General features: G+C 59.9%; 28 protein-coding genes and 2 pseudogenes. 2 read left to right on the forward strand and 28 right to left on the reverse strand.

Annotation, left to right across the window (positions count from 1 at the left end; all coding sequences use genetic code 11):
• The 25 genes and pseudogenes from WS49_RS08140 to WS49_RS33275 all read right to left on the reverse strand — a co-directional run.
• Window positions 1–1160 (reverse strand): annotated as a pseudogene (locus WS49_RS08140) (hypothetical protein); the annotation flags it as partial.
• Window position 1161: 1 nt separating this feature from the next.
• The gene (locus WS49_RS08145) at window positions 1162–1359 is read right to left on the reverse strand and encodes a hypothetical protein (RefSeq protein ID WP_011884335.1); all 198 of its coding nucleotides are present in this window, start codon (window positions 1357–1359) and stop codon (window positions 1162–1164) included.
• Between the two features lie 8 nt (window positions 1360–1367).
• Entirely contained in the window at window positions 1368–1868 is a 501-nt protein-coding gene (locus WS49_RS08150) for a DUF1804 family protein (RefSeq protein ID WP_011884336.1), read from the reverse strand.
• A 5-nt stretch (window positions 1869–1873) separates the two neighbouring features.
• The gene (locus WS49_RS08155) at window positions 1874–2080 is read right to left on the reverse strand and encodes a hypothetical protein (protein WP_059526301.1); all 207 of its coding nucleotides are present in this window, start codon (window positions 2078–2080) and stop codon (window positions 1874–1876) included.
• Window positions 2077–2379, reverse strand: a complete 303-nt coding sequence (locus tag WS49_RS08160; RefSeq protein ID WP_257127641.1) for a hypothetical protein — start codon at window positions 2377–2379, stop codon at window positions 2077–2079. Before WS49_RS08160 ends, WS49_RS08155 begins: the two co-directional genes overlap by 4 nt.
• The gene (locus tag WS49_RS33265; protein ID WP_082725488.1) at window positions 2370–2603 is read right to left on the reverse strand and encodes a TraR/DksA C4-type zinc finger protein; all 234 of its coding nucleotides are present in this window, start codon (window positions 2601–2603) and stop codon (window positions 2370–2372) included. The genes WS49_RS08160 and WS49_RS33265 overlap by 10 nt, the downstream gene beginning before the upstream one ends.
• Window positions 2604–3224 (reverse strand): hypothetical protein, encoded by a 621-nt coding sequence (locus tag WS49_RS08165; RefSeq protein ID WP_059526307.1) that lies wholly within the window; start codon window positions 3222–3224, stop codon window positions 2604–2606. It lies immediately after the preceding gene.
• Entirely contained in the window at window positions 3205–3450 is a 246-nt protein-coding gene (locus tag WS49_RS08170) for a hypothetical protein (protein WP_059526310.1), read from the reverse strand. The genes WS49_RS08165 and WS49_RS08170 overlap by 20 nt, the downstream gene beginning before the upstream one ends.
• Before the next feature lie 6 nt (window positions 3451–3456).
• A complete protein-coding gene (locus WS49_RS08175; protein WP_059526314.1) occupies window positions 3457–3945 on the reverse strand; it encodes a lysozyme in 489 nt (162 codons plus the stop codon).
• Window positions 3946–4072: 127 nt separating this feature from the next.
• Window positions 4073–4507 carry a Mor transcription activator family protein gene (locus tag WS49_RS08180; RefSeq protein WP_059526316.1) on the reverse strand — a complete coding sequence of 145 codons (435 nt, stop codon included), beginning with the start codon at window positions 4505–4507 and terminating at the stop codon, window positions 4073–4075.
• Window positions 4504–4902 carry a gp16 family protein gene (locus WS49_RS08185; RefSeq protein ID WP_063888575.1) on the reverse strand — a complete coding sequence of 133 codons (399 nt, stop codon included), beginning with the start codon at window positions 4900–4902 and terminating at the stop codon, window positions 4504–4506. The genes WS49_RS08180 and WS49_RS08185 overlap by 4 nt, the downstream gene beginning before the upstream one ends.
• Window positions 4903–4980: 78 nt before the next feature.
• The gene (locus tag WS49_RS08190; RefSeq protein WP_059526322.1) at window positions 4981–5439 is read right to left on the reverse strand and encodes a hypothetical protein; all 459 of its coding nucleotides are present in this window, start codon (window positions 5437–5439) and stop codon (window positions 4981–4983) included.
• Window positions 5440–5448: 9 nt separating this feature from the next.
• Entirely contained in the window at window positions 5449–6009 is a 561-nt protein-coding gene (locus WS49_RS35560) for a hypothetical protein (protein ID WP_059526326.1), read from the reverse strand.
• A 13-nt stretch (window positions 6010–6022) separates the two neighbouring features.
• Window positions 6023–6640, reverse strand: coding sequence for a DUF3164 family protein (locus WS49_RS08200; RefSeq protein ID WP_059526328.1), 618 nt, complete (start codon window positions 6638–6640; stop codon window positions 6023–6025).
• A gap of 25 nt (window positions 6641–6665) precedes the next feature.
• Window positions 6666–6977, reverse strand: a complete 312-nt coding sequence (locus tag WS49_RS08205; RefSeq protein ID WP_156441363.1) for a hypothetical protein — start codon at window positions 6975–6977, stop codon at window positions 6666–6668.
• Window positions 6974–7411: a hypothetical protein gene (locus WS49_RS08210; RefSeq protein WP_059526334.1), complete on the reverse strand. Its 438-nt coding sequence runs from the start codon at window positions 7409–7411 to the stop codon at window positions 6974–6976. Before WS49_RS08210 ends, WS49_RS08205 begins: the two co-directional genes overlap by 4 nt.
• A gap of 11 nt (window positions 7412–7422) precedes the next feature.
• Window positions 7423–7740: a hypothetical protein gene (locus WS49_RS08215; protein WP_059526337.1), complete on the reverse strand. Its 318-nt coding sequence runs from the start codon at window positions 7738–7740 to the stop codon at window positions 7423–7425.
• A 1-nt stretch (window position 7741) separates the two neighbouring features.
• Window positions 7742–8047 carry a hypothetical protein gene (locus WS49_RS08220; protein ID WP_059526340.1) on the reverse strand — a complete coding sequence of 102 codons (306 nt, stop codon included), beginning with the start codon at window positions 8045–8047 and terminating at the stop codon, window positions 7742–7744.
• A complete protein-coding gene (locus tag WS49_RS08225) occupies window positions 8047–8379 on the reverse strand; it encodes a LacI family DNA-binding transcriptional regulator (RefSeq protein WP_059690849.1) in 333 nt (110 codons plus the stop codon). Before WS49_RS08225 ends, WS49_RS08220 begins: the two co-directional genes overlap by 1 nt.
• On the reverse strand, window positions 8366–8995 hold the full coding sequence (locus WS49_RS08230) for a helix-turn-helix domain-containing protein (protein WP_257127642.1): 630 nt from the start codon (window positions 8993–8995) through the stop codon (window positions 8366–8368). The genes WS49_RS08225 and WS49_RS08230 overlap by 14 nt, the downstream gene beginning before the upstream one ends.
• Complete coding sequence (locus tag WS49_RS08235; protein ID WP_059526351.1) at window positions 8992–9297, reverse strand: hypothetical protein; 306 nt, start codon at window positions 9295–9297, stop codon at window positions 8992–8994. The genes WS49_RS08230 and WS49_RS08235 overlap by 4 nt, the downstream gene beginning before the upstream one ends.
• 2 nt (window positions 9298–9299) lie before the next feature.
• Complete coding sequence (locus WS49_RS08240; protein ID WP_059526353.1) at window positions 9300–10046, reverse strand: AAA family ATPase; 747 nt, start codon at window positions 10044–10046, stop codon at window positions 9300–9302.
• A 17-nt stretch (window positions 10047–10063) separates the two neighbouring features.
• Entirely contained in the window at window positions 10064–12244 is a 2181-nt protein-coding gene (locus tag WS49_RS08245) for a DNA-binding protein (protein ID WP_218921254.1), read from the reverse strand.
• Window positions 12244–12819, reverse strand: a complete 576-nt coding sequence (locus tag WS49_RS08250) for a hypothetical protein (RefSeq protein WP_257127643.1) — start codon at window positions 12817–12819, stop codon at window positions 12244–12246. Before WS49_RS08250 ends, WS49_RS08245 begins: the two co-directional genes overlap by 1 nt.
• The gene (locus tag WS49_RS33275; RefSeq protein ID WP_011884357.1) at window positions 12788–13105 is read right to left on the reverse strand and encodes a helix-turn-helix domain-containing protein; all 318 of its coding nucleotides are present in this window, start codon (window positions 13103–13105) and stop codon (window positions 12788–12790) included. The genes WS49_RS08250 and WS49_RS33275 overlap by 32 nt, the downstream gene beginning before the upstream one ends.
• A gap of 161 nt (window positions 13106–13266) precedes the next feature.
• Here WS49_RS33275 and WS49_RS08255 point away from each other — a divergent pair, with 161 nt between their 5' ends.
• Entirely contained in the window at window positions 13267–14031 is a 765-nt protein-coding gene (locus tag WS49_RS08255) for a S24 family peptidase (RefSeq protein WP_059526356.1), read from the forward strand.
• Between the two features lie 604 nt (window positions 14032–14635).
• Window positions 14636–15379: a class I SAM-dependent methyltransferase gene (locus tag WS49_RS08260; RefSeq protein WP_059526359.1), complete on the forward strand. Its 744-nt coding sequence runs from the start codon at window positions 14636–14638 to the stop codon at window positions 15377–15379.
• 13 nt (window positions 15380–15392) lie between these two features.
• Here the strand turns inward: WS49_RS08260 and WS49_RS08265 are convergent, their stop codons facing one another.
• From WS49_RS08265 to WS49_RS08275, 3 genes and pseudogenes are all read right to left on the reverse strand, one after another.
• Window positions 15393–16187, reverse strand: a complete 795-nt coding sequence (locus WS49_RS08265) for a DNA adenine methylase (protein WP_059526362.1) — start codon at window positions 16185–16187, stop codon at window positions 15393–15395.
• A 172-nt stretch (window positions 16188–16359) separates the two neighbouring features.
• Entirely contained in the window at window positions 16360–16788 is a 429-nt protein-coding gene (locus tag WS49_RS08270; protein WP_059526365.1) for an XkdW family protein, read from the reverse strand.
• A pseudogene (locus WS49_RS08275) lies at window positions 16788–17581 on the reverse strand (hypothetical protein); the annotation flags it as partial. The pseudogene WS49_RS08275 and the gene WS49_RS08270, both read right to left, overlap by 1 nt.

Consider the following 17581-nt stretch of genomic DNA (forward strand, 5'->3'; position numbering starts at 1 on the left):
ATGTGGCCGAACACCTTGTCTTCTTCGGTGCGCGGATCACCCTGCATCTCGGTCGCGAACGCACGCGGCGATTTCGCACGCTGGCGCATCAGATAGAACAGAGTGCGCACCGACGGCCAGGACGTGACGGCGCCGGCATCCATTTCGGCGCGGTGTTCCACGTAGAACTGATACGACGGCAGGTCTGCGTCGGCGATCGTCTCGCCGCGCTGGGCGGCGGCTTCGATAGCCGGCTTGTCGTTGTTGAGCATCAGCTCTTCGCACCGCTGCCACAGATCCATGTTCGTCGGCATCTGCGCGATCGCGCGGAAGTGATGGACGATGTGACCGATAGTGCGCTTCGCGCGCGAGATCGGATCATCCTTGTCCAGCACCGTGCCGACGCCGATGTACTTCACACTGCCGTCCGGTGGGCCGAGGTAGTCGATGGCCTTTTCCAACCACGTCCAGCGATTCTGGCGTTCGGTTGGACTCTTCGCCTCGGCATCGGTGATCAGGTCATCGCCCATCAGCACCTTTGGGCGGCTCGCTCCGTGGAACGTGCCGCGAATCGCCTGCTCGGCACCGAACGGTTCGACCTTGACGCCGTTCTTCGTGACGAATTCGCCGACCTTCCACGTCGGCCCCTTGCCGCACACCTCGGGGAAGTCGAGTTGAAGCGCCGCGTTAGCGGTCAGCTCCGTTTTAACCACTTCGAGCAGCTTGGTAGGCAGCGACGTTTCGGCACCAAGCAGGATGATGTAGTCGAGGAACTCCGGGAGCGCGTCCGTCCATCCGACCTCGCGCCGGATGTCCTCGCGCTGCAACAGCCCTTGAACGATGACATAAACCGGGCCGATCTTCGTACACATCGACGACTTCGCCTCGCCGCGCGGCGCGACCCACCATTCACGCGTGCCGCCGGCCCGGCGCAGCAGCTTCGGGAACCGCCCGCAGAAGTGCGCCTGGAACAGCGACGGCGTCCCGCGAATGTGATGCGGGAAGTACGTGTACGCGAAGAACTGGTAATCGCCGTCGACCAGCACACGTCGGCGGCGTTCCAGGCGCGCGGCCGGCGACGGATCGAGGCCCGTTGCGTGGGCCTCGATGTCGCGCCGCAGCTCGGACGCCAGCTCCGCGATTTCCTTATTGAAATCCTTCTCGGTGAACTTCTGCGCCATGTCATTCCTGCGCAGCCGTGATGCGATCGAACAGCTTGTAGACGTCAACGCCATCGTAGCAATGGGGTGTATGTCCGACTCGAATCTTTTCGCCCGTCATCAGCGCGACGTCGAGGTAGGTGTCGCCATACGTATCGATCTTGGCCGAGACGATATGGTCCGTATTCACCGCGCGGTAGCGATCCAGTTTGATGATCATGGAAACTCCTATCCGTAGGCGACGCTCAGTTCTTCACCGAACGGCACGAGAATCTCCGCGAACGCTTCCACGTGACTCGGGTAGCGCTCTTTCACGAACGCGGCAAGTCGCTGCACGACGCCCATAGCGACCGCGAGTTCATTCGTCTCCGGAAGCACACGCTTGGACGCGTTGATCGTCTTGTTGTACGCGTCGGCGAGACTGGCCAGCATGGCGACCTTATCGGCCGGTTTCATTACGGTATCGGCGTCGAGCTGATCCATCGTCGCTTGATACTGCGTGATCATGCCGGCGAGCATTTGTCGGGCCGCACCTTCGATCCCGCCACCAGCCATCAACTGCGCGGCCTGGGCTTTATCCCAATCGTCACCGGCAGCACGTGCGTCATCCTTCCATCGCCGCGCCGTGGAATAGTTGACGCCGCTCTTCATGGCGGCGACTTCGAGCGACAGACGGTCGAACACGAACGCTCGACGCACCTTGTCGCGAACTTCCTTCGGGTAGGCCATGTGCGTTACAGGCCCAGCTTCGCGCGAGCGAACGAGATACCCATCGCGACTATGCCGCCCGCCATTGCTCCGGCTCCAGCACCAGCCGCAGCGCCATACTTGATCGCACGCTTCTCGCCATTGGCGACCCGTTCCTTCAGCTCGCTGACCCCCGCGTCGATCTTCCTCAGCAGCTTCATTTCGGGGCTGTCTTCCGCCTTGATGTCGCTCATTGCTTGTCCTGTTTTTTGTCCAGTTTGTTGTTGATGTCGGTCAGCTTCTGGTCAATGCTGCGCAGACCGTCTCGAAACTCATCGCGCATTGCCTGGTTCTCGGAGCGACGGACGTATTCGCGCGCCACCATCTCGCGAAACGCAGCGTGCTCGCGCTGGATACCAGCGTCCCGGGCTTCGTTGTCTTCCAACTTCTTCAGGACGCTGCGAATCACAACACCGCCAAAGAGATTGACCGCTCCGAGTAGAAGTGTGATAACACCCATAAAAATCGCGGCCGGATCGAATGTCACTTGCACGCATGCCTCCGGTTGATAACCCGCTCACGACGTTCCTGGCATTCAATGCAGAATCGGCAGCCCGGTATCGCGCGTCGACGTTCCTCTGGAATGAGTTCGCCGCATGCCTCGTTCTGGCAGAACACTTCCGATTCGACGGTGCTGCGGACGTGTCGCGTTGCCGCTGCGATCGCGAGCGCGCGATACTGTTCTTCGATGTCGCTCGCGTGATCAAAGTCATCCATCTATTGCTGGTCCTCTTGTTCCGGAAGTGCGGCCTTCACCGCCTTCAGTTTCGATTCGGTGTTTCGAGTGCGCGCGGCGTAGTCGATGAACCAGGCGAGGACGTCGGCTTGTGATACCCCGGAGTCAGCGGCGGCATCGGCGTCGGGGCCGACAACAGCAGCGGCGGGATCGGCGCTTGCCGGCACGGGGGAATCACCAGCGTCGACGATGCCTGCTGCGTCGTTCCACACGCGGACAAAGCCACGGCTGAACACACAACCAACGACAGGCGCATCATTTCTCGGGCCGGGAACCGGCGGGCTACGGCGAGGTTGCGTGACATGGTCAATTCGCTCCTTCAGTGCAGCTTTGGTTTGTGTGGCCGCGGATTGGACGGCGAGATAGCCAGATTCCGCGGCCGATGCGCGTGCTACGTCGGCCGCGTACCGGCCGAAGGCATCGCTCGCCGCCGAAGCCGACGCGTGCTCGACGGAGGCGCGGTAATCGGCCAGTTCCTTGTCGCCACGTGCGGCCGCAACGCTATAGCCGTGCTGGTACGTTTTCGCGAATGCAAGCGCGACCAGCGCTGCGATGACGATGCCGGCCAGCACCCTTGCGCATTTACTGATTGCTTCCGTCAATTGCGGCCTCCTTGGAGGGACGGCCGCGCCATGCAGCAAGCGCTTGGATGACGGCCGAGTAGCCGCCGACGCAGCCGAGGTAGATCAGCCACGTATCGAACGTGAGCTGATTCCGGTAGCCCTGATAGATGAACATGCCGGTCGCGACAGCCGCCGCGACGTTCGGCCAGAGCTTCGCGTGCGAAAGCTTGCCGTCGTGTCCCGTGATGAGGTCGGAGATATGCATGGCGCGTCACGCCGCCTTCACGAACAGTGCGCGCTCGGCGAGCCGACGACGTGTCAGACCGGCCATCGGCTTGCCGTTCGCCTTATTCCACAGCGGGAATTGATCGGCCGCTCCCGCGAAATTCTTCGCACGCAGCAAGCGCAGCAGCGTCGATGGGCCGCCGGAACGGAGGTACACGAGACCGTCCTTGACTCCCGGTTTGCCCGGGCCGATGTTGAACACGAACGACACCAGTGCATCAAACTGGTTTTGCGTCAATTCGAGATCGAGGCCATTGATGATGTCCTCGCCGCGTGTGCGGATGTCCTGTGCGAAGAGCATGTCGGACACGGCTTGCGTGATCGTCAGCCCCTTGTAGACGTCTGGTCCGGTGTGGCCGCGCCCAATCGTCCAGGGCGCGCCACCCGTCGCGGGGTCGGGGTACGCAACGAGTCGATCGCTCTCGAAATCCTCGATTAGATTGCAGCCTGCGGGGGACAGTCGTTGTTGCTTCATTGCCATCTCCGATTGAATGGCACGACTGTAGGCTGCGTGTTGCCGACACCTTAGTGGATCGGTGTCAGTGCAAACAAAAAGCCCCGCACGTGGCGGGGCTTCGTTTAATCATGGCGCGATTCTAACGCTAGAACAGCTCCGCTTGGGGAACGGTGCGTTCGGATGCGTCGGCGCGCTTCAGGATGCGCCAAACATGTCGATCGGCCATCTGATAGCGAAGTGCGAGCTGCGCGACGGCGTGATTCGCAGCGTGGTCGCGGGTCAGCACGTCGAACTCGGCGCGAATGCTGCGGTACATCAGTTCACGCATGGCCTTCACACAACGCGGTATGTACAGCACGTCGCCTCCGAAGTGCGCGGTGAGCTGGTCGGCCGCGTCCGGGCCAAGGATCTCCGCCAGTGCCTCGTAGCGGATTTCGCCCAGGCGCGAGCGGCGCATCGCAACCGGGAACGTCGTGCCGCCGAGCTGTTCGACCAGGCGCACCGTTGTCGGCAAGCCAATCAGCTTGACGATCGTTTTCACGACGTCTGGCAACAGGTGTTCAACACCGTCGAACTTCATGCCGACCTCCGCTTCGCATCGTATTGCAGCGCCGCGATGAGCTTGCCGAGCATCACGTCATCGCAGAACTCGATTGCATCGACCTTGCAGATTCGCTTCACCATACCGCCGATGTAATCCCAAGAACGGCCCGCCTCGGCGAGCAGCGCTTCGATCTTGCGAATTTGAGCATCACGCGGCCACGCCACATTCGGCCGCCGACCGGCATCCCGCCTTGGCTGGAACCCGCAGCGTTCGAAGTGCTTCAGCAGCTTGTGCGCGCCTTCCGGCGTCAGGTCTTTCGACGAATCGACGCCGGCGACACTCCGAAGCACCGTGCGGTATTCGTCGTCGGTCATCGCGAGCTGCTGTTTTGCGACGTGGATTTTTGCTACCGTTGTTTTTGCGATCAGCATCACGACCTCCACCAGCGCCGCAGTTCCTTGCGGCAGAGACACACCAGGAACACTATCCCAGCCAGGATGACGACGAAGTCAGACATGCGCCGCCTCCGATTCAGCGGTGTCGACCGACGTGTTGACCACCACGCCAACCGAAACCAATGTGACCGATTCACAGACGCGCGCAAAATGGCGAAGCATGGCCCCTGTGGAAATCCACGTCATCGCGAAAATCGTTGAGGTTTTGTCCAAATTGGGGAAGTACTTCCGTGCGTTACGCTTCCCGAATTGCTTCTCGATGTGTGCGCGTTCGGACGGCTTGTAGGCGCTGATCTTCACCGGCCGATAGAAGCGATGCTCAGGCGCGTCCTCTTTCAGATAGCTTCCTCGAAACCGGCCGTTCACAAAGACCATCAAATCGTATCGACGTGGTTTCGTCCGCTGCACTTCGATCGTCACCGTGTAGCCGTCGCAACGGAGCACGACACAGCCATATGGGAACGACAGCTCCATGTCGATCTTCTCGATGTCTTTTCGCGAGAGTTTTGACATGGTTCCTCCCTATGCCGATCTTGGGTCAGCCTGCACATCGGCGGAAAACATTGCACGCACCTGCCACGCGTCTATAGGCTCCATCGGACGACCGACGTGATTCACGAACCAGTTTTGCCAGTACCGGAAACGCAAGTGTTCCGCTTCGTCGGCGCGAACATCTTCGAGCGAGCGTGCGGACGTCGTCGCGTAGGGCTGACCAACGCACAACCTGAAGGTCTCAGCGCACTGATCGGCGAAGCATTTCGGCACCACGCGTGCATGTGACCAGTCCGGACAGCAAGCTTCGTATCCGGCCGGAATTTCACCGAGGTGGCCGCATTCGGGACAGAACCGAATCATTTCCTCGACCGGCGCTGCGGGCGCGGGACGTAGTAGCAACGGATTGAGGCGCAGCACTGCGTTCCAAAATTCACGGGCCGCTTCGTCGACGGTCAGATGGTCGGCAATCGTTACGCGGCCATCGTCGGCGATCGTGATGATCGGTTGATACGACGACGAGACGAAATGTAGATCGCGCCGCAGGCTCGTGGCAGAGATGCTCAAGGAGGTGCTGTCTTCGGTGGACATGGCTATGGACCTCTCAAATCGCTGCGAGATCGAGGCTGATCGCGCGATACTCTTCCGTGTCTTCAACACGCTCGTACAGTCGGATATACGGCTTGCTGCCGGTGACACGGATACTGTCTACGATCGCGCGCATAGCTTTGGTCCACTTCGGATCGTCGATCGCGAGGCGGCGCAACGCGAGGATGCGTCCCGTGTTCACATTGCCTTCCTTGTCGACCTGGAAGGCTTCGTTGATCAGCACCTTGATCTTGTCGTTGCTACCTTCGGTCCACTCGCGCAGACACTCGTCGATCAGTTCCTTCGCTGCTTGAAGGCGTTCATCGAACTGAATGTGGTCGGCGATCTTGCGGACGACCTTGTAGCGGCCGTCGAACGTGATCAGCGAAATGTTGCCCTTGGCACCGCCGACCTTGACGCCGTATTGTTCGTGGCTCGTCTCGACGAATGCCGCGATGTCGCCGAATGCACGTGCCTTGAACTCAGACATTTCCGATTGGAGACGCTTCGCCTCAGCAACAAGCGATGTGATCGTCTGATCGCGAAGCTGATCGATCGGTGCGACAAGCGATGCCGGAACGAGTCGACCGCGTGCGTCCTGCACGTAACCAGCAGGGATTTGTGTGTTCGTCATGTTTCTTCCTGGAATGAAAAAAGGTTCAGTGCGTCGTGCGAATCGCGTCACTTTCGACCGACTCTTCGAGTTTTTCACGCAAGCGCGGGCGCGCGTCGAGATAGGCGGCGCAGCGTGCAGCGACCGCATCAGCATCAGCGCGAACGTGCTCCTTCAGAACGCCTTCGATGAATCCCGCCATCTGGACGCCCGTCGCGTTCAGCTTTGCCAGCCGCGCGCTCTGATCGAACAGTTCTTGATTGACGCGGTGCAGCTCTCGGCGCAAATCCGCGACCGTGTCGAGTTTTTCCGGGTTCGTGATCGTCGGGCCGATCATCACAATGGCTTCCATCGTCATGCTTGTGCTCCCGCAATCGCCTCGATGTTGATGCAGTCGACGAACTTGAGCAGGCGAGCTGTCTCCTCGCGCGTAAGCTCGATCGTTTTGCGACCCTTGGTGACTGTCAGGCGACCGGCGGTCGAGAAGCCGCACACGAATTCGCCGGGGGCAACATCGGCGGGCGTGAATGCGTGCGAATTTCGCGCAGCTTTTGTCACGGTTTGTTTCGTCCCGTCGAATTCGCGAATCAGGTCGTCGGTCGGGAAGTACAGGTTGATCGGCGACGAGCCGTCCATGACCTTTTTGTCGCGAATAACGCGGCCTTGTCGGATATACGGGTCGATGCGCGGCTGGATTTCCTTGCTGTCGATGTCGAGCATTTCGCCGAGTTGCGCGCCGGACGAACCCGGGTGGTCGATGATGGCTTGGAGAATCTGTTTTACGGTTGCCATGGTGATTCCTTTCAAGCGAGGGTTTGGGTTGCTTTGATGTACTGGCGAGCGGCTGCAATCGCGCGCCAGAATTCTTCGGTCGACTTCTCGGCGATGAGCTGCCGAGCAGTCGAGATCGCGGAGGCTTGTGTCTTGCCGCCCGACAGCCGCATGCCCGTGCCGACGTGCGACACCACGTACGCCGGTTCGCCCTTGGTCCCGGCGAGCGGATTTGCGTGAGCGGCGAACGACTCAGTTCTGTATTGAGGGAAGTCGACGCGTTCACCGTCGACCTCGATCCGTCGAAAGCGCTCTCCCGTTTGAGCTTGGGCGATGATGTGAAAGCGCATATCAGTGGCCTCGCTCGGTCCACAGGACGCGAATGTCGCCAACCTTGAACTGGCCGGTGCGGTAACGCGAGATACCGGAGCCGCCCGTGCGGTAGTACGTGGCTTCGCCTTTTTCGACCATGTCGGCGCAGATGGCGCAGTTCTGCACCTGTATCGTCGGCTTCGATCCGTTCGAAAATTCGATGCCGATGACCGTGAAGCCCTGCGTGGTGAGCGTCTCGATCGTCGCTGCAAGGCGCAGCGCTGTGAGCTGCATGAGCTGATTGATCGGCGGCACGGCCGGGTTGAGTGCGTTGCAATTCGTCATCACTTGGACTCTCCTTTAACGGGGCGCAGCGGGCAGTTGCGGCAAGTGCGCCAGTGGCTCAGTTCCATCGGGTTATTGATCGGGGCGCGGCGATTGGCGAAGGACACGCATACCGTCAGCGAGATCGGCTGCCCGGTATGCGTGCACTGCACCTGTCCGAACGTCTTCAAGACGCGGGCTGCGACGCGATCGGTTTTGCCGGAGTATTTGCCCGACAGGACAAGCGAAACGGTTGTTCGTGAGACGTCGAGCAGCTTGGCCACGTCGGTTTGCGACGTCGCGGCGACGGCCTCGCGAAGCATGGCGAGCCAATCCGGATCAGCATGCGTCATGGTCCGGCTCCTCTTGCCATACGACCTTCCCAAGGTTCGGGTCGTATACCGATTTCGTGCGCTGGATCATTGGCGGGCGTGGGCCGGTATATTTCGACGCGATCAGGCGATAGCGCGCCTGTTTCGCGCCCTTGCCACGGATGTATGAGTGCCCCGCGTCGACGAGCATCAGATAACCGGCATGCGACAGATATTTGACATACGACTGCGCCGTCGAGTCGGTAATCGTGACCTCGGGCGTCGACGCACGCATAGCCAGCTCGCGCGGCGTGAAGTCGCCCATGATGCGCATCGTTTTCCACATATGCTCGTTGCCACGCGACTGCATGACGGGCAGACCCTTGCGGTCGAGTCGCGGCGCTTCGACGCCTACGTCGCGGACGAGGCGATAGTGCTTCCGCTCGTTGATCACCTTGCGTTCGCCGATCTGCTCGACGTACTCACCGCGTTCCAGCGCCTGCAAATACGTCTGGACGGTTGCCTTGTCGATGTCAGCCGCACGGACGATGCTGTGCGGGGTGAAGTCGTCGCGCTGTCTGCGAATCGCTTCCCATACGCGTTGTCGCGGCCCCTTACCGCCCGTCATTTCGAGGTGTGCGGGTTTGCGGGCCATCATGCGTTCTCCAGATCGAACTCGATCGCATGGAGCGTTGGCAGCGCTGCTTGCAACATCTCAATCAGGCCGCGCAACTGGTCGAGGCTGAGGAACAAGCTGGCATCGATGCGGCGCTCCGACCCGTCATCGGCAGTAGCGATGAGCTGAATTTGAGCCACCGGAGTGTCGTAGCCGACGTCCGCAATTACGCGGCCTTTTCCCATCACGGAATCCTTGTCGTCCAAGATGAAGTGGCAGGGATCGATCAATTCGGATTCGAGGCGGATGCTGCGGGGACATACCTGAGTCGATGCGTACTTCATGCTCAAACCCTCCGCTTCGGCGCTTCGCCGGTGTACAGTTCACGCTTGCCCCACTGCGCGAGGTCGATCGCATCCTTGCCGGCCATCAGCGCTTCTTCCTGGATGCGTTCCAAGTTCACGCATACGCGCCGCACTGATCCGTGCGCCAGTTCGACGAGACGCGCGAGCAGATCGTCCGCGACCGTGATGTGGCGGCAGTACAGCGTTGCGAGTTGGCGGACGTCGTCGATCGTGACGGGTTGTGCCGGCACCCACGCCAGTACACGACCGTGCATGCGCTCCCACTTCTTGAGTTTGGCCGGCAGCGCTTCCTCGCCGATCATCAGGATCGGGGCCTGGCTCGACTCGTACAGATCGCGCACTAGCTCGACAGCGTTGCGGTCGACCAAGTGGTCCATCTCGTCGATGATTAACGGCCGGCCGGAGGCGGCCAGTTCCTCGGCGACCTGATCGGTCATCTCGGGGATCGTGCCGACCGGTTTGATACCCATCTCGAACAGGACCGCCTTCAGGAAGTGCTTCTTCGTCCAGACCGACTTGGCCTGCACGTATCGCGCGCGGCGAACGTTCGCCACGTAGGTCGCGGCCATGCTCTTGCCGTAGCCGGACGGGCCGTAGAAGCACACGAGACCGGGCAGATTCGCGCTGCGCGAGACAGCGCGTTCGATCGCGATGTCGCACAGGTTCAGGTTGGTGATTTGGGCGACGCCACCTACAATCGGTTTGAGCGTCGATTCGAGTTGTGTCATGATTGCTCCGGTTGGTCTTACTGATGGCTGGCGAGCTGTAACTCTTCAGCCTGTTCCGCGCGGCGCTTTTGCGCCGCGAATTCTTTGCTCAACGCGTATTTGCCGTACCACTGCAATTCGTCCTGATCGGGAAGGCCTCCTGTTTCGATGTGGTGGTGCAGGGCTTGCCACCGAGCGAATCGCAACTTGGGCGTTTCCGGAAGCTGAAACACGGTGGCGGTTTCGGCGGCGACCTCCGGTTCCGGTGCCGGCTCAATGACCGTGAATGCGGCCGGTTCGGTTTCGATAACCGGTTCGACGTCGGCGAAACGGCGATTCAGCGCATCGCGCGTGATGTCGCCGAAGCCCGGAATCGTGATGACCTCGGGCGTTTCGAGCGTCAGCGCCGGTTGGCCCCGACGCTCCGCCTCGATCTCGTCGATCTGTGCCAGCTTGCGATTCACACGTGCGTCCGCACGTTTCTCGCGTGCCTGTTCGACGGCAGATTGCGGCATGTAATCGCGTTCGTTTGCTGCAGCTTCGGCGCGGCAGATGTAGCGGCCGTCGAGTGCGTAAATCCACACGTATCGCGCGTCGTTAATGTCGTAGGCGACCTGGACTTCTTCATCGTGGAATTCGAGCAGCTCCACCGGGTTCGAATAGTGGTGGTTCAGGAACCGGACCTCGCCCCGTGCGACCGTGCGCTTGATGCGCGGCCTGAACACCATGCGTGCTTCGTACTCGTCGAGCGTGTCGGCCTGCCAGCCGTTCGCGACGTGCGTCGCCCATGCTTCATTCGGCGACATGTGGCGACGCTTGCCGGTGTCCGGGTCGCGAATAGCAGGTAGCGTGCTATGGGGACGGTCGTTGTATGCATCGACCTGTTCCTGACAAAACTGGATGAACGCGTCCCACCCCATCAAGGGCATCGCGCCACCGTGCTTGAGGGCGTCGCGCGTGATCTTGAACATCACGTGCTTGGCCTGGCGGTCCATGTCCGCGCCCATGTATGACGGCAGCTTCTTCGCAGCGGCAACCCACAGCGTCTGGTGAAGCCGCTCGATGACGCCACGGGCCTGCGAGTTGTACGGAATCGAATGCGTGACGACGAATCCCAGGCGACCTTGAACGCCGACGCCTTCGTCCTTCAGCAGTGCGTTCTTGTAGCCCGACCCGTTGTCGACGTAGAACATGCACGGCACGCCGTTCTTGAGCACGCCGGTACTCAGCGCGTCGAGCACCGCAAACGACGACTCGGCCAGATCGAGCGAGATGCCGACCGCGCGTCGCGTGGCGACGTCGATGATCGACGTGATCTCCGGGCGGAACGGACGGCCGTGCAGCGGGTGCTGGACCTCGGCATCGAACGTATGACCGTCGGCCGACCAGATGTCGTTCGGCAACAGCTTGTCGAACGTGCGCCGGATAAACGGCAGCATGGTCTTCAGCTCGCGCGATCCCATGCGACCGGTATGCAGTGTCACGGTGCCGAGCTTGTCGAGGAACCGGCGTACCTGGTGGATGCTCGGCACGTCGTAGGCGACACGCTGCACGGCACATGCCATCGTGAATTCGCGATAGGCGTGGCCGACCGACGGCTTCTGCGGCTGCTGATATTGTTCGAGGAACAGCGCGGCCCATTCCGGCACAACGAAGCTCGATTTCGGCACCTTCGGCGCGAGCGAACCTTTTTTCGCGAGGCCGAGGTAGCGCTTCAGCGAGCGGATTGTCGGGAACTCATCACCCTTGCGGCCGCGCGGGTCTTTCGCCGCGCGCAGCATGGCCGTCATGTGATCGTCGAGCGAGCCGAGGCGCGCCTGCGTCAGCAGCGTGTGCATCGCCGCTTCACGCGAGACGCGACACTGCGTCATGATGCGGTCGAGCATCGACAGGATGCCCTTGCGCGCGTCGGCACGCAGGCGCTGCGTGTCGGTTTCGACGAGCTGCAACTGCTGTTCGCGACGAACGACGGCCTTGGGCGACGGTGCTGGAATGGAAGCGACGAGCGCGACCGACGCGCGGCGGCGAATCTCAGCCTGCGCATCGGTCGGAAGGCTGTCGAATGCGTATTCGAGACCCTTGCCTTTGACGCGTCGGCGTGCCGACCACTGCTCTCTGGTTGCGCTGTAGCGCACGCCTTGTTCGGTGGTCGGCACCCCCGGCAGACCGAGCATCGCGAGTTCCGGGGCGGTGTAGTGCGATTTGACGACGATCTGCATCACTCGGCCTCCGCTGCGTCGAACCGCAGTTCAGGAGCACGATCCTTCGTGACGTTCTCGCGGTGATAGCCGGCTTGCGTAATCGCATGAGTGAGCGCCGTGACCGCTTCCGCCTGTTCATGGCCGGATTCGTAATAGCGGCACAGCACGGCAGCCGCGTCGGCGAACGCCGATTGCAGTGACGCCAGATCAGTGACGCGGGGGCGGCGGCCGGTCGGGATTTCGATAACGACGCGACGGCCGTCCGCGATGCAGAGGTATTCACTGACGAAGCGCGCGCCGCAGAATTCTTCGAATTGACGCACGCGGTTCAGCGGCATCGATGTATCGGCGAGCCAGCGATACAGCGTTTTCACTTCGACGCCCATCAGATCGGCCAGCACCTTCGCCGGGCGGTGCTGTTCGTCGGCATGTTCAACGCACAGCTCGAATGCCTCGCTCAGGCTCGTCGCGTGCAGGGATTTCCAGGTCCGTTTTCTCATCGTCATGATCTCTAGATCGAGAATTGCGCCGGTAGCGCGCCAGATTCGGGGCGGATACGATTCAATCCATCGCCACAGCGGGGGACCGCACATTTCGTGGCACACAAACAGGAGATGACGGTGACAAAACGGGCGTAAAATTGCGTTTCTCGTATCGGCTCGGCCAGATAGTTTCGGGCTCGACTCCGATTGCGTTCGCGATGATGCGTTCGGCCTTCGGATATGAACTGTCGAACGCCTTACGAAGCGCACTCGAGTTGCTGTAGCCGCATGCGTTCGCCAGTCGCCTAATGTTCCAGCCCTTTTTTTCGAGGGCATGCTTGATGTCCGCCTTGTCCCAATCTTCGGCGGCTTTTTTTGAGGTATCAGATGTGCTCATGTGCTCATCGCCTTCGCTAAACATGTGAGCACATATTAATCAGATTGTTTCGACTGTGCAATCGAAAATTTGCAGCGTGTCGAAAGTTTCGTTTCTTTTTCGGTTGCTGGGCGACACAAATTTTCGCGGCGACCGAAATTTACTTTTCGGATCAATGACCTATGACGGAATCGAAAGCCGATGACCGAACAGATGTGTCGGTTTCGTTTCTTGCTCCCGGAATCGAAAACCGGATCGATGAGCTTTGCCGCAGGATCGGCGACCGGGAAGCTGCGGCGGCGGTTGCCGGCGTTTCGGCGGTGATGTTGCGTCGGTACATTAAGGGGGAGAGCAAGCCCCCGTTCGAAGTCATCGCAAATCTCGCGCGAGCAGCAGGCGCGGGATTGGACTGGGTGGCGTTCGGGGATACTGCTCCGCCTGCGAGCGGCAGTAATGCGAGCATGCTCCCCGGCGCAGCCGCTCAAGCGGTCGAGGTTCAAGACACGCTCGGAAACCCGGTGGACGTCTCCGAATTTGTCTTTATTCCCCGGTACAACGTCAAAGCAGCAGCCGGACACGGCCAAGCGGTCACCGACGAAGCACCCAAGCACTCGATGGCGTTTCGTCGGTACTGGATCGAAAACTATTTGCACGCGTGTCCGACGGACCTGTCCGTGCTATCGGTAAAAGGGGATTCGCTTCAGGGGATATTGAACGATAGGGACGTGATCCTTATCGATCGCAGCCAGACGACGGGTTCCGCCGGGCTTTACGTGCTGCGGATTGATGGAGACGTGATCGTCAAAACGCTGCAACGACTGCCGGGAGGCATTCTCAAGGTAAGCAGCGCGAACACCGCATACGAGCCATTCGAGGTCAATATGGCGCAGCCGCCATCGGACTTCGAGATCATCGGCCGAGTGGTCTGGGCTGGCCGTCAGATGTAGGGGTGTGGATAACTTCCATTCCCCGCCTACTCCGGTGTCAAAATCTTTGCGAAATCCGCGCATTTCGCGGTCATTTCTGGCAGAACCCTTCGCGCGTCGCCGCGTCCGCCGAAATCGCCCAGCGCCTTGTATGACGGGCGTTTGGGCTGATTCGGGGCACTGGTTCTCCCCGTGTCAAATCGAGCACCTCCCCACACTTACTCGCCGACATCTCGGATATAGAGGCTGTCGCCCCACTAAACCAAGCCCCGCCCCGCGCGGGGCTTTTCACTCGTGCTACCGCTTGACGACTGTATCGTCGAGCTGATGTTCGGTGTTCGGCAAATGGACCGGCATCGCACACGCGCAGGTGTAACGTCGCGACCAATTTGACACCGTTTAGCGACCAATTTGACACGTAGCGCAACGCCGCTTTCTCCGTTTCGTGGCCGAATTGACACGACACACGTCCGTCAAAATTGCAGCCCTCGACGATATAACCGCTCTCCGTTCCGATGATCTGTTGTAGAAATCGCTCATCGAGTCGAAGTCAATCATCTGACAATACAATCCGTGCTCTAGAATTTCTCGTTCACGTTCCAGATCGTGCCGATCCGAAGAACCAATGAAAGAACGAGACTACAGCTACTATCAGGGTGGCAAGACGGGCTACATGAACCAGGTACTTGCATACTTGGGCGAGAACTCGCCACCGCACGTGAAGATTCTGGACATTCCAGCGGGCTCGGGCGTCTTCGCGCGTTCCCTCGAACAATTGGGACATAAGGTGGTGAAAGCGGACATCCACGGAAAGGCGGGATTCGTCCACGCGAACATGGAATTTCCGCTGCCGTGGTCCAACGGTGAATTCGACGTCGTGACGTGCTTGGAAGGCATCGAGCACCTGGTTAACCCAATGGGTCTAATACAGGAACTAGTTCGGGTAACCGCGCCGCACGGCCGAATCATCATCTCGACCCCCAACATCGCGAACCTTCATTCGCGGCTCCAGTTTTTCTTTACTGGCACCTTCTTTCAGTTCGACGCACGCGGAATGCGGCAAACCAACGGTGCGTTGATCGATCGTGGCCACATCAGTCCATACACGCCGCTTCATCTGATCTACCTGATTGGCTCAATGGGCTGCAAGCTCACCGAGGTTCGCATCGATCGAGCAAAGCGAAAGGCTCTTATACCGCTTTATCTCGCGATGAAGCCATTCTTGTACCTCTGGACGCGGAAAATCGCCAAGGAAACACCCCCGGGAACGTATCCCGGGGTCGATTCATTGCACGGGCTATTGACTGGTTACAAGCTCATGTTTGGCCGCTCGCAAATTCTCATATTCGAGAAGGCTCAAACGTCGTAAGTGCCGCCGGCGGTCAGAACAAGCCACCGGTTTCCGTACCTAGCTCCCAGTTCGTGATCACCAATTCGCGGCTCGCTGACGGGCCGCCGGTTACATTGCTCACGCTGTACTTGATCGACAAGCCGAGCATCGCGAAGCCGTCAAACACTCGCCGGATGTCGGGGTGATCGTTGATGCTGACCATTACCTTCCCCTTGCTGTCGCGCATCATAGCCGCCATCCGCTCATATTCTTCGAACGGAAACGGAACTCCATAGCCCTCGGTCTGCCAGTACGGTGGATCGCAATAGAAAAACGTGTGCGGTCGGTCGTATCGCGCCATGCATTCATACCAACGCAGATTCTCGACATACGCGCCTGCCAGACGAAGATGCGCGGCTGATAGGCTTTCCTCAATTCGCAACAGGTTCACCGAAGGCGCGGTCGTAGCGGTGCCGAACGTCTGACCGTCGATCTTGCCTCCAAACGCGTGCTGTTGCAGATAGTAGAAACGGGCTGCGCGTTGAATGTCCGTGAGCGTTTCGGGGGCCGCGAGCTGATGCCATTTGAAGACCTCCCGACTCGAAATCGCATACTTGAACTGCCTCACGAATTCTTCGAGATGGTGCTGCACGACGCGGTACAAGTTCACCAATTCACCATTGATGTCATTCAATACCTCGACGGGAGCCGGCATCGGCCGCAAGAAGTACAGCGCAGCTCCGCCGCAAAACACCTCGACATAGCATTCGTGCTGCGGAAACAACGGGATAAGTTGGTCGGCAAGACGGCGCTTGCCACCAAGCCACGGAATGATTGGTTGTGCCATTACCTTCGCGAATTTGATAGAATTCGCCCGCCTCCCGGGAGGTGGCAGGGCCTTGGCTTCTCACTGTTCCGTTCAGTGAGCGGTGTCCGACGTGGGTGCTCCAACACACACGCCGGTCGCCTTGTCTTTTGCCGCAGATGCTCGTCGAACACCGTGTGATGCACACGTGAAATTACGCGTTCGGCATCTCCGGCCATTTCACGTCCAGCGGGAAGCCCTTTTGATCCGGGATACCGCGCAGCGCATTTCTGTACTTTCGCAGGGCGAGTTCGAGATCCGCGTTCCCCGCATCCGTCGCAATCTCGACAAGCCGGTCAGCTTGAATAAGCAAGTCATCACGCTTCTTCCGGACACTCTCGGTCGCATCGATCACCGCATACTCCGCGCTGTATTCAGGCCACCAGTCCAACAAGTCCTCCGGAGTCGGGCAATCGATGTCTTTGGATTCCCAAATCGGCACCCATGCCGTCTTCGTTTGCTTGAGTGTCTGCTCGTCGACCGGATGTGCCACCCAATAGTCCCGCCCGCGAACGAGCTGCGGATATTTCTTTGCCAGAATGAACGCCGCTTGCTCGACATCAATGATGTTCGTTTCTCCCATTATTGGTTCCTCAGCACGATACCGTAGACGGTGATTGCATTGGCCGTACCATTACCCGGTCCAGCCAGACCACAAACGACCCACGGCGCTGGCAACGGCCCGTTGACGGTCGAGATAGCGCCGAAGTTGTTGACGCCCGAATCCCACTGGACGCGAGCGCCAGCGTTCGCCTTGGTGCCGAGTTGTCGCCCCATCCAATTCGACAAGTAATCGTTTCCCCACACGGCGCCCCATACGTTGCCGTCGGTAAGGACTGACGCTTCCCCCACGTGAGCGGTGTAGTTTTGCCACGTCTCGCCGCCGTCCGATACCTGCCACGGAATAGCGTTGTAAGCGCTGTTGATGATGTCCAGGCCGCCACCGATGCGTGCACGCAAGTAGACGTTCGAGTCCTGCGAATACAGGTTCTGAAGCTGGATGTCTGCCTGCCAGCCGTCGCGCGAGATAATCAGTCGGCCCGACATGTTAGGCGTACCGCGCGACACGTAGGTGTTGGATAGATATGTGCTCAACCATCCGCTCCATACGGGTCCATACACGTTGCCGTCAGTTGCGAACGTGGCGTTGTTGCCACCGCCCACCGTCGTCCCGCCTACGGTCAAATTGCTACGGGTCGCGACCTGGCCACCGTCATACACCCACATGTTCACGGCAGTGTTCTCGCCGTTCACGACACCGACGAACTTTCCAGCGCCATCCGTTTGGATTCGCGGGGTGTAACCGCTCGCACTGAGAACTACACCGCTGTATCCACCCGGCACCTCAATCGTCAGCGTGCCGGTCATCGTGTCGC

Origin of the sequence: Burkholderia sp. RF7-non_BP4 (assembly GCF_001521935.1) — a bacterium.
Lineage (GTDB): Bacteria > Pseudomonadota > Gammaproteobacteria > Burkholderiales > Burkholderiaceae > Burkholderia > Burkholderia diffusa.

Excerpts from the sequence above, each read along its gene's own strand:
- WS49_RS35560 (WP_059526326.1), bottom strand. The coding sequence starts at position 6,009 with ATGTCCACCGAAGACAGCACCTCCTTGAGCATCTCTGCCACGAGCCTG.
- WS49_RS08245 (WP_218921254.1), bottom strand. The coding sequence starts at position 12,244 with ATGCAGATCGTCGTCAAATCGCACTACACCGCCCCGGAACTCGCGATG.
- WS49_RS08215 (WP_059526337.1), bottom strand. The coding sequence starts at position 7,740 with ATGCGCTTTCACATCATCGCCCAAGCTCAAACGGGAGAGCGCTTTCGA.
- WS49_RS08240 (WP_059526353.1), bottom strand. The coding sequence starts at position 10,046 with ATGACACAACTCGAATCGACGCTCAAACCGATTGTAGGTGGCGTCGCC.
- WS49_RS08205 (WP_156441363.1), bottom strand. The coding sequence starts at position 6,977 with ATGACGATGGAAGCCATTGTGATGATCGGCCCGACGATCACGAACCCG.
- WS49_RS08220 (WP_059526340.1), bottom strand. The coding sequence starts at position 8,047 with ATGACGAATTGCAACGCACTCAACCCGGCCGTGCCGCCGATCAATCAG.
- WS49_RS08155 (WP_059526301.1), bottom strand. The coding sequence starts at position 2,080 with ATGAGCGACATCAAGGCGGAAGACAGCCCCGAAATGAAGCTGCTGAGG.
- WS49_RS08200 (WP_059526328.1), bottom strand. The coding sequence starts at position 6,640 with ATGACGAACACACAAATCCCTGCTGGTTACGTGCAGGACGCACGCGGT.
- WS49_RS08250 (WP_257127643.1), bottom strand. The coding sequence starts at position 12,819 with ATGTGCGGTCCCCCGCTGTGGCGATGGATTGAATCGTATCCGCCCCGA.
- WS49_RS08265 (WP_059526362.1), bottom strand. The coding sequence starts at position 16,187 with ATGGCACAACCAATCATTCCGTGGCTTGGTGGCAAGCGCCGTCTTGCC.
- WS49_RS08230 (WP_257127642.1), bottom strand. The coding sequence starts at position 8,995 with ATGATGGCCCGCAAACCCGCACACCTCGAAATGACGGGCGGTAAGGGG.
- WS49_RS08180 (WP_059526316.1), bottom strand. The coding sequence starts at position 4,507 with ATGAAGTTCGACGGTGTTGAACACCTGTTGCCAGACGTCGTGAAAACG.
- WS49_RS08170 (WP_059526310.1), bottom strand. The coding sequence starts at position 3,450 with ATGCATATCTCCGACCTCATCACGGGACACGACGGCAAGCTTTCGCAC.
- WS49_RS08185 (WP_063888575.1), bottom strand. The coding sequence starts at position 4,902 with ATGCTGATCGCAAAAACAACGGTAGCAAAAATCCACGTCGCAAAACAG.
- WS49_RS08255 (WP_059526356.1), top strand. The coding sequence starts at position 13,267 with ATGACGGAATCGAAAGCCGATGACCGAACAGATGTGTCGGTTTCGTTT.
- WS49_RS33265 (WP_082725488.1), bottom strand. The coding sequence starts at position 2,603 with ATGGATGACTTTGATCACGCGAGCGACATCGAAGAACAGTATCGCGCG.
- WS49_RS08210 (WP_059526334.1), bottom strand. The coding sequence starts at position 7,411 with ATGGCAACCGTAAAACAGATTCTCCAAGCCATCATCGACCACCCGGGT.
- WS49_RS08190 (WP_059526322.1), bottom strand. The coding sequence starts at position 5,439 with ATGTCAAAACTCTCGCGAAAAGACATCGAGAAGATCGACATGGAGCTG.
- WS49_RS08270 (WP_059526365.1), bottom strand. The coding sequence starts at position 16,788 with ATGGGAGAAACGAACATCATTGATGTCGAGCAAGCGGCGTTCATTCTG.
- WS49_RS33275 (WP_011884357.1), bottom strand. The coding sequence starts at position 13,105 with ATGAGCACATCTGATACCTCAAAAAAAGCCGCCGAAGATTGGGACAAG.
- WS49_RS08260 (WP_059526359.1), top strand. The coding sequence starts at position 14,636 with ATGAAAGAACGAGACTACAGCTACTATCAGGGTGGCAAGACGGGCTAC.
- WS49_RS08150 (WP_011884336.1), bottom strand. The coding sequence starts at position 1,868 with ATGGCCTACCCGAAGGAAGTTCGCGACAAGGTGCGTCGAGCGTTCGTG.
- WS49_RS08225 (WP_059690849.1), bottom strand. The coding sequence starts at position 8,379 with ATGACGCATGCTGATCCGGATTGGCTCGCCATGCTTCGCGAGGCCGTC.
- WS49_RS08175 (WP_059526314.1), bottom strand. The coding sequence starts at position 3,945 with ATGAAGCAACAACGACTGTCCCCCGCAGGCTGCAATCTAATCGAGGAT.
- WS49_RS08235 (WP_059526351.1), bottom strand. The coding sequence starts at position 9,297 with ATGAAGTACGCATCGACTCAGGTATGTCCCCGCAGCATCCGCCTCGAA.
- WS49_RS08145 (WP_011884335.1), bottom strand. The coding sequence starts at position 1,359 with ATGATCATCAAACTGGATCGCTACCGCGCGGTGAATACGGACCATATC.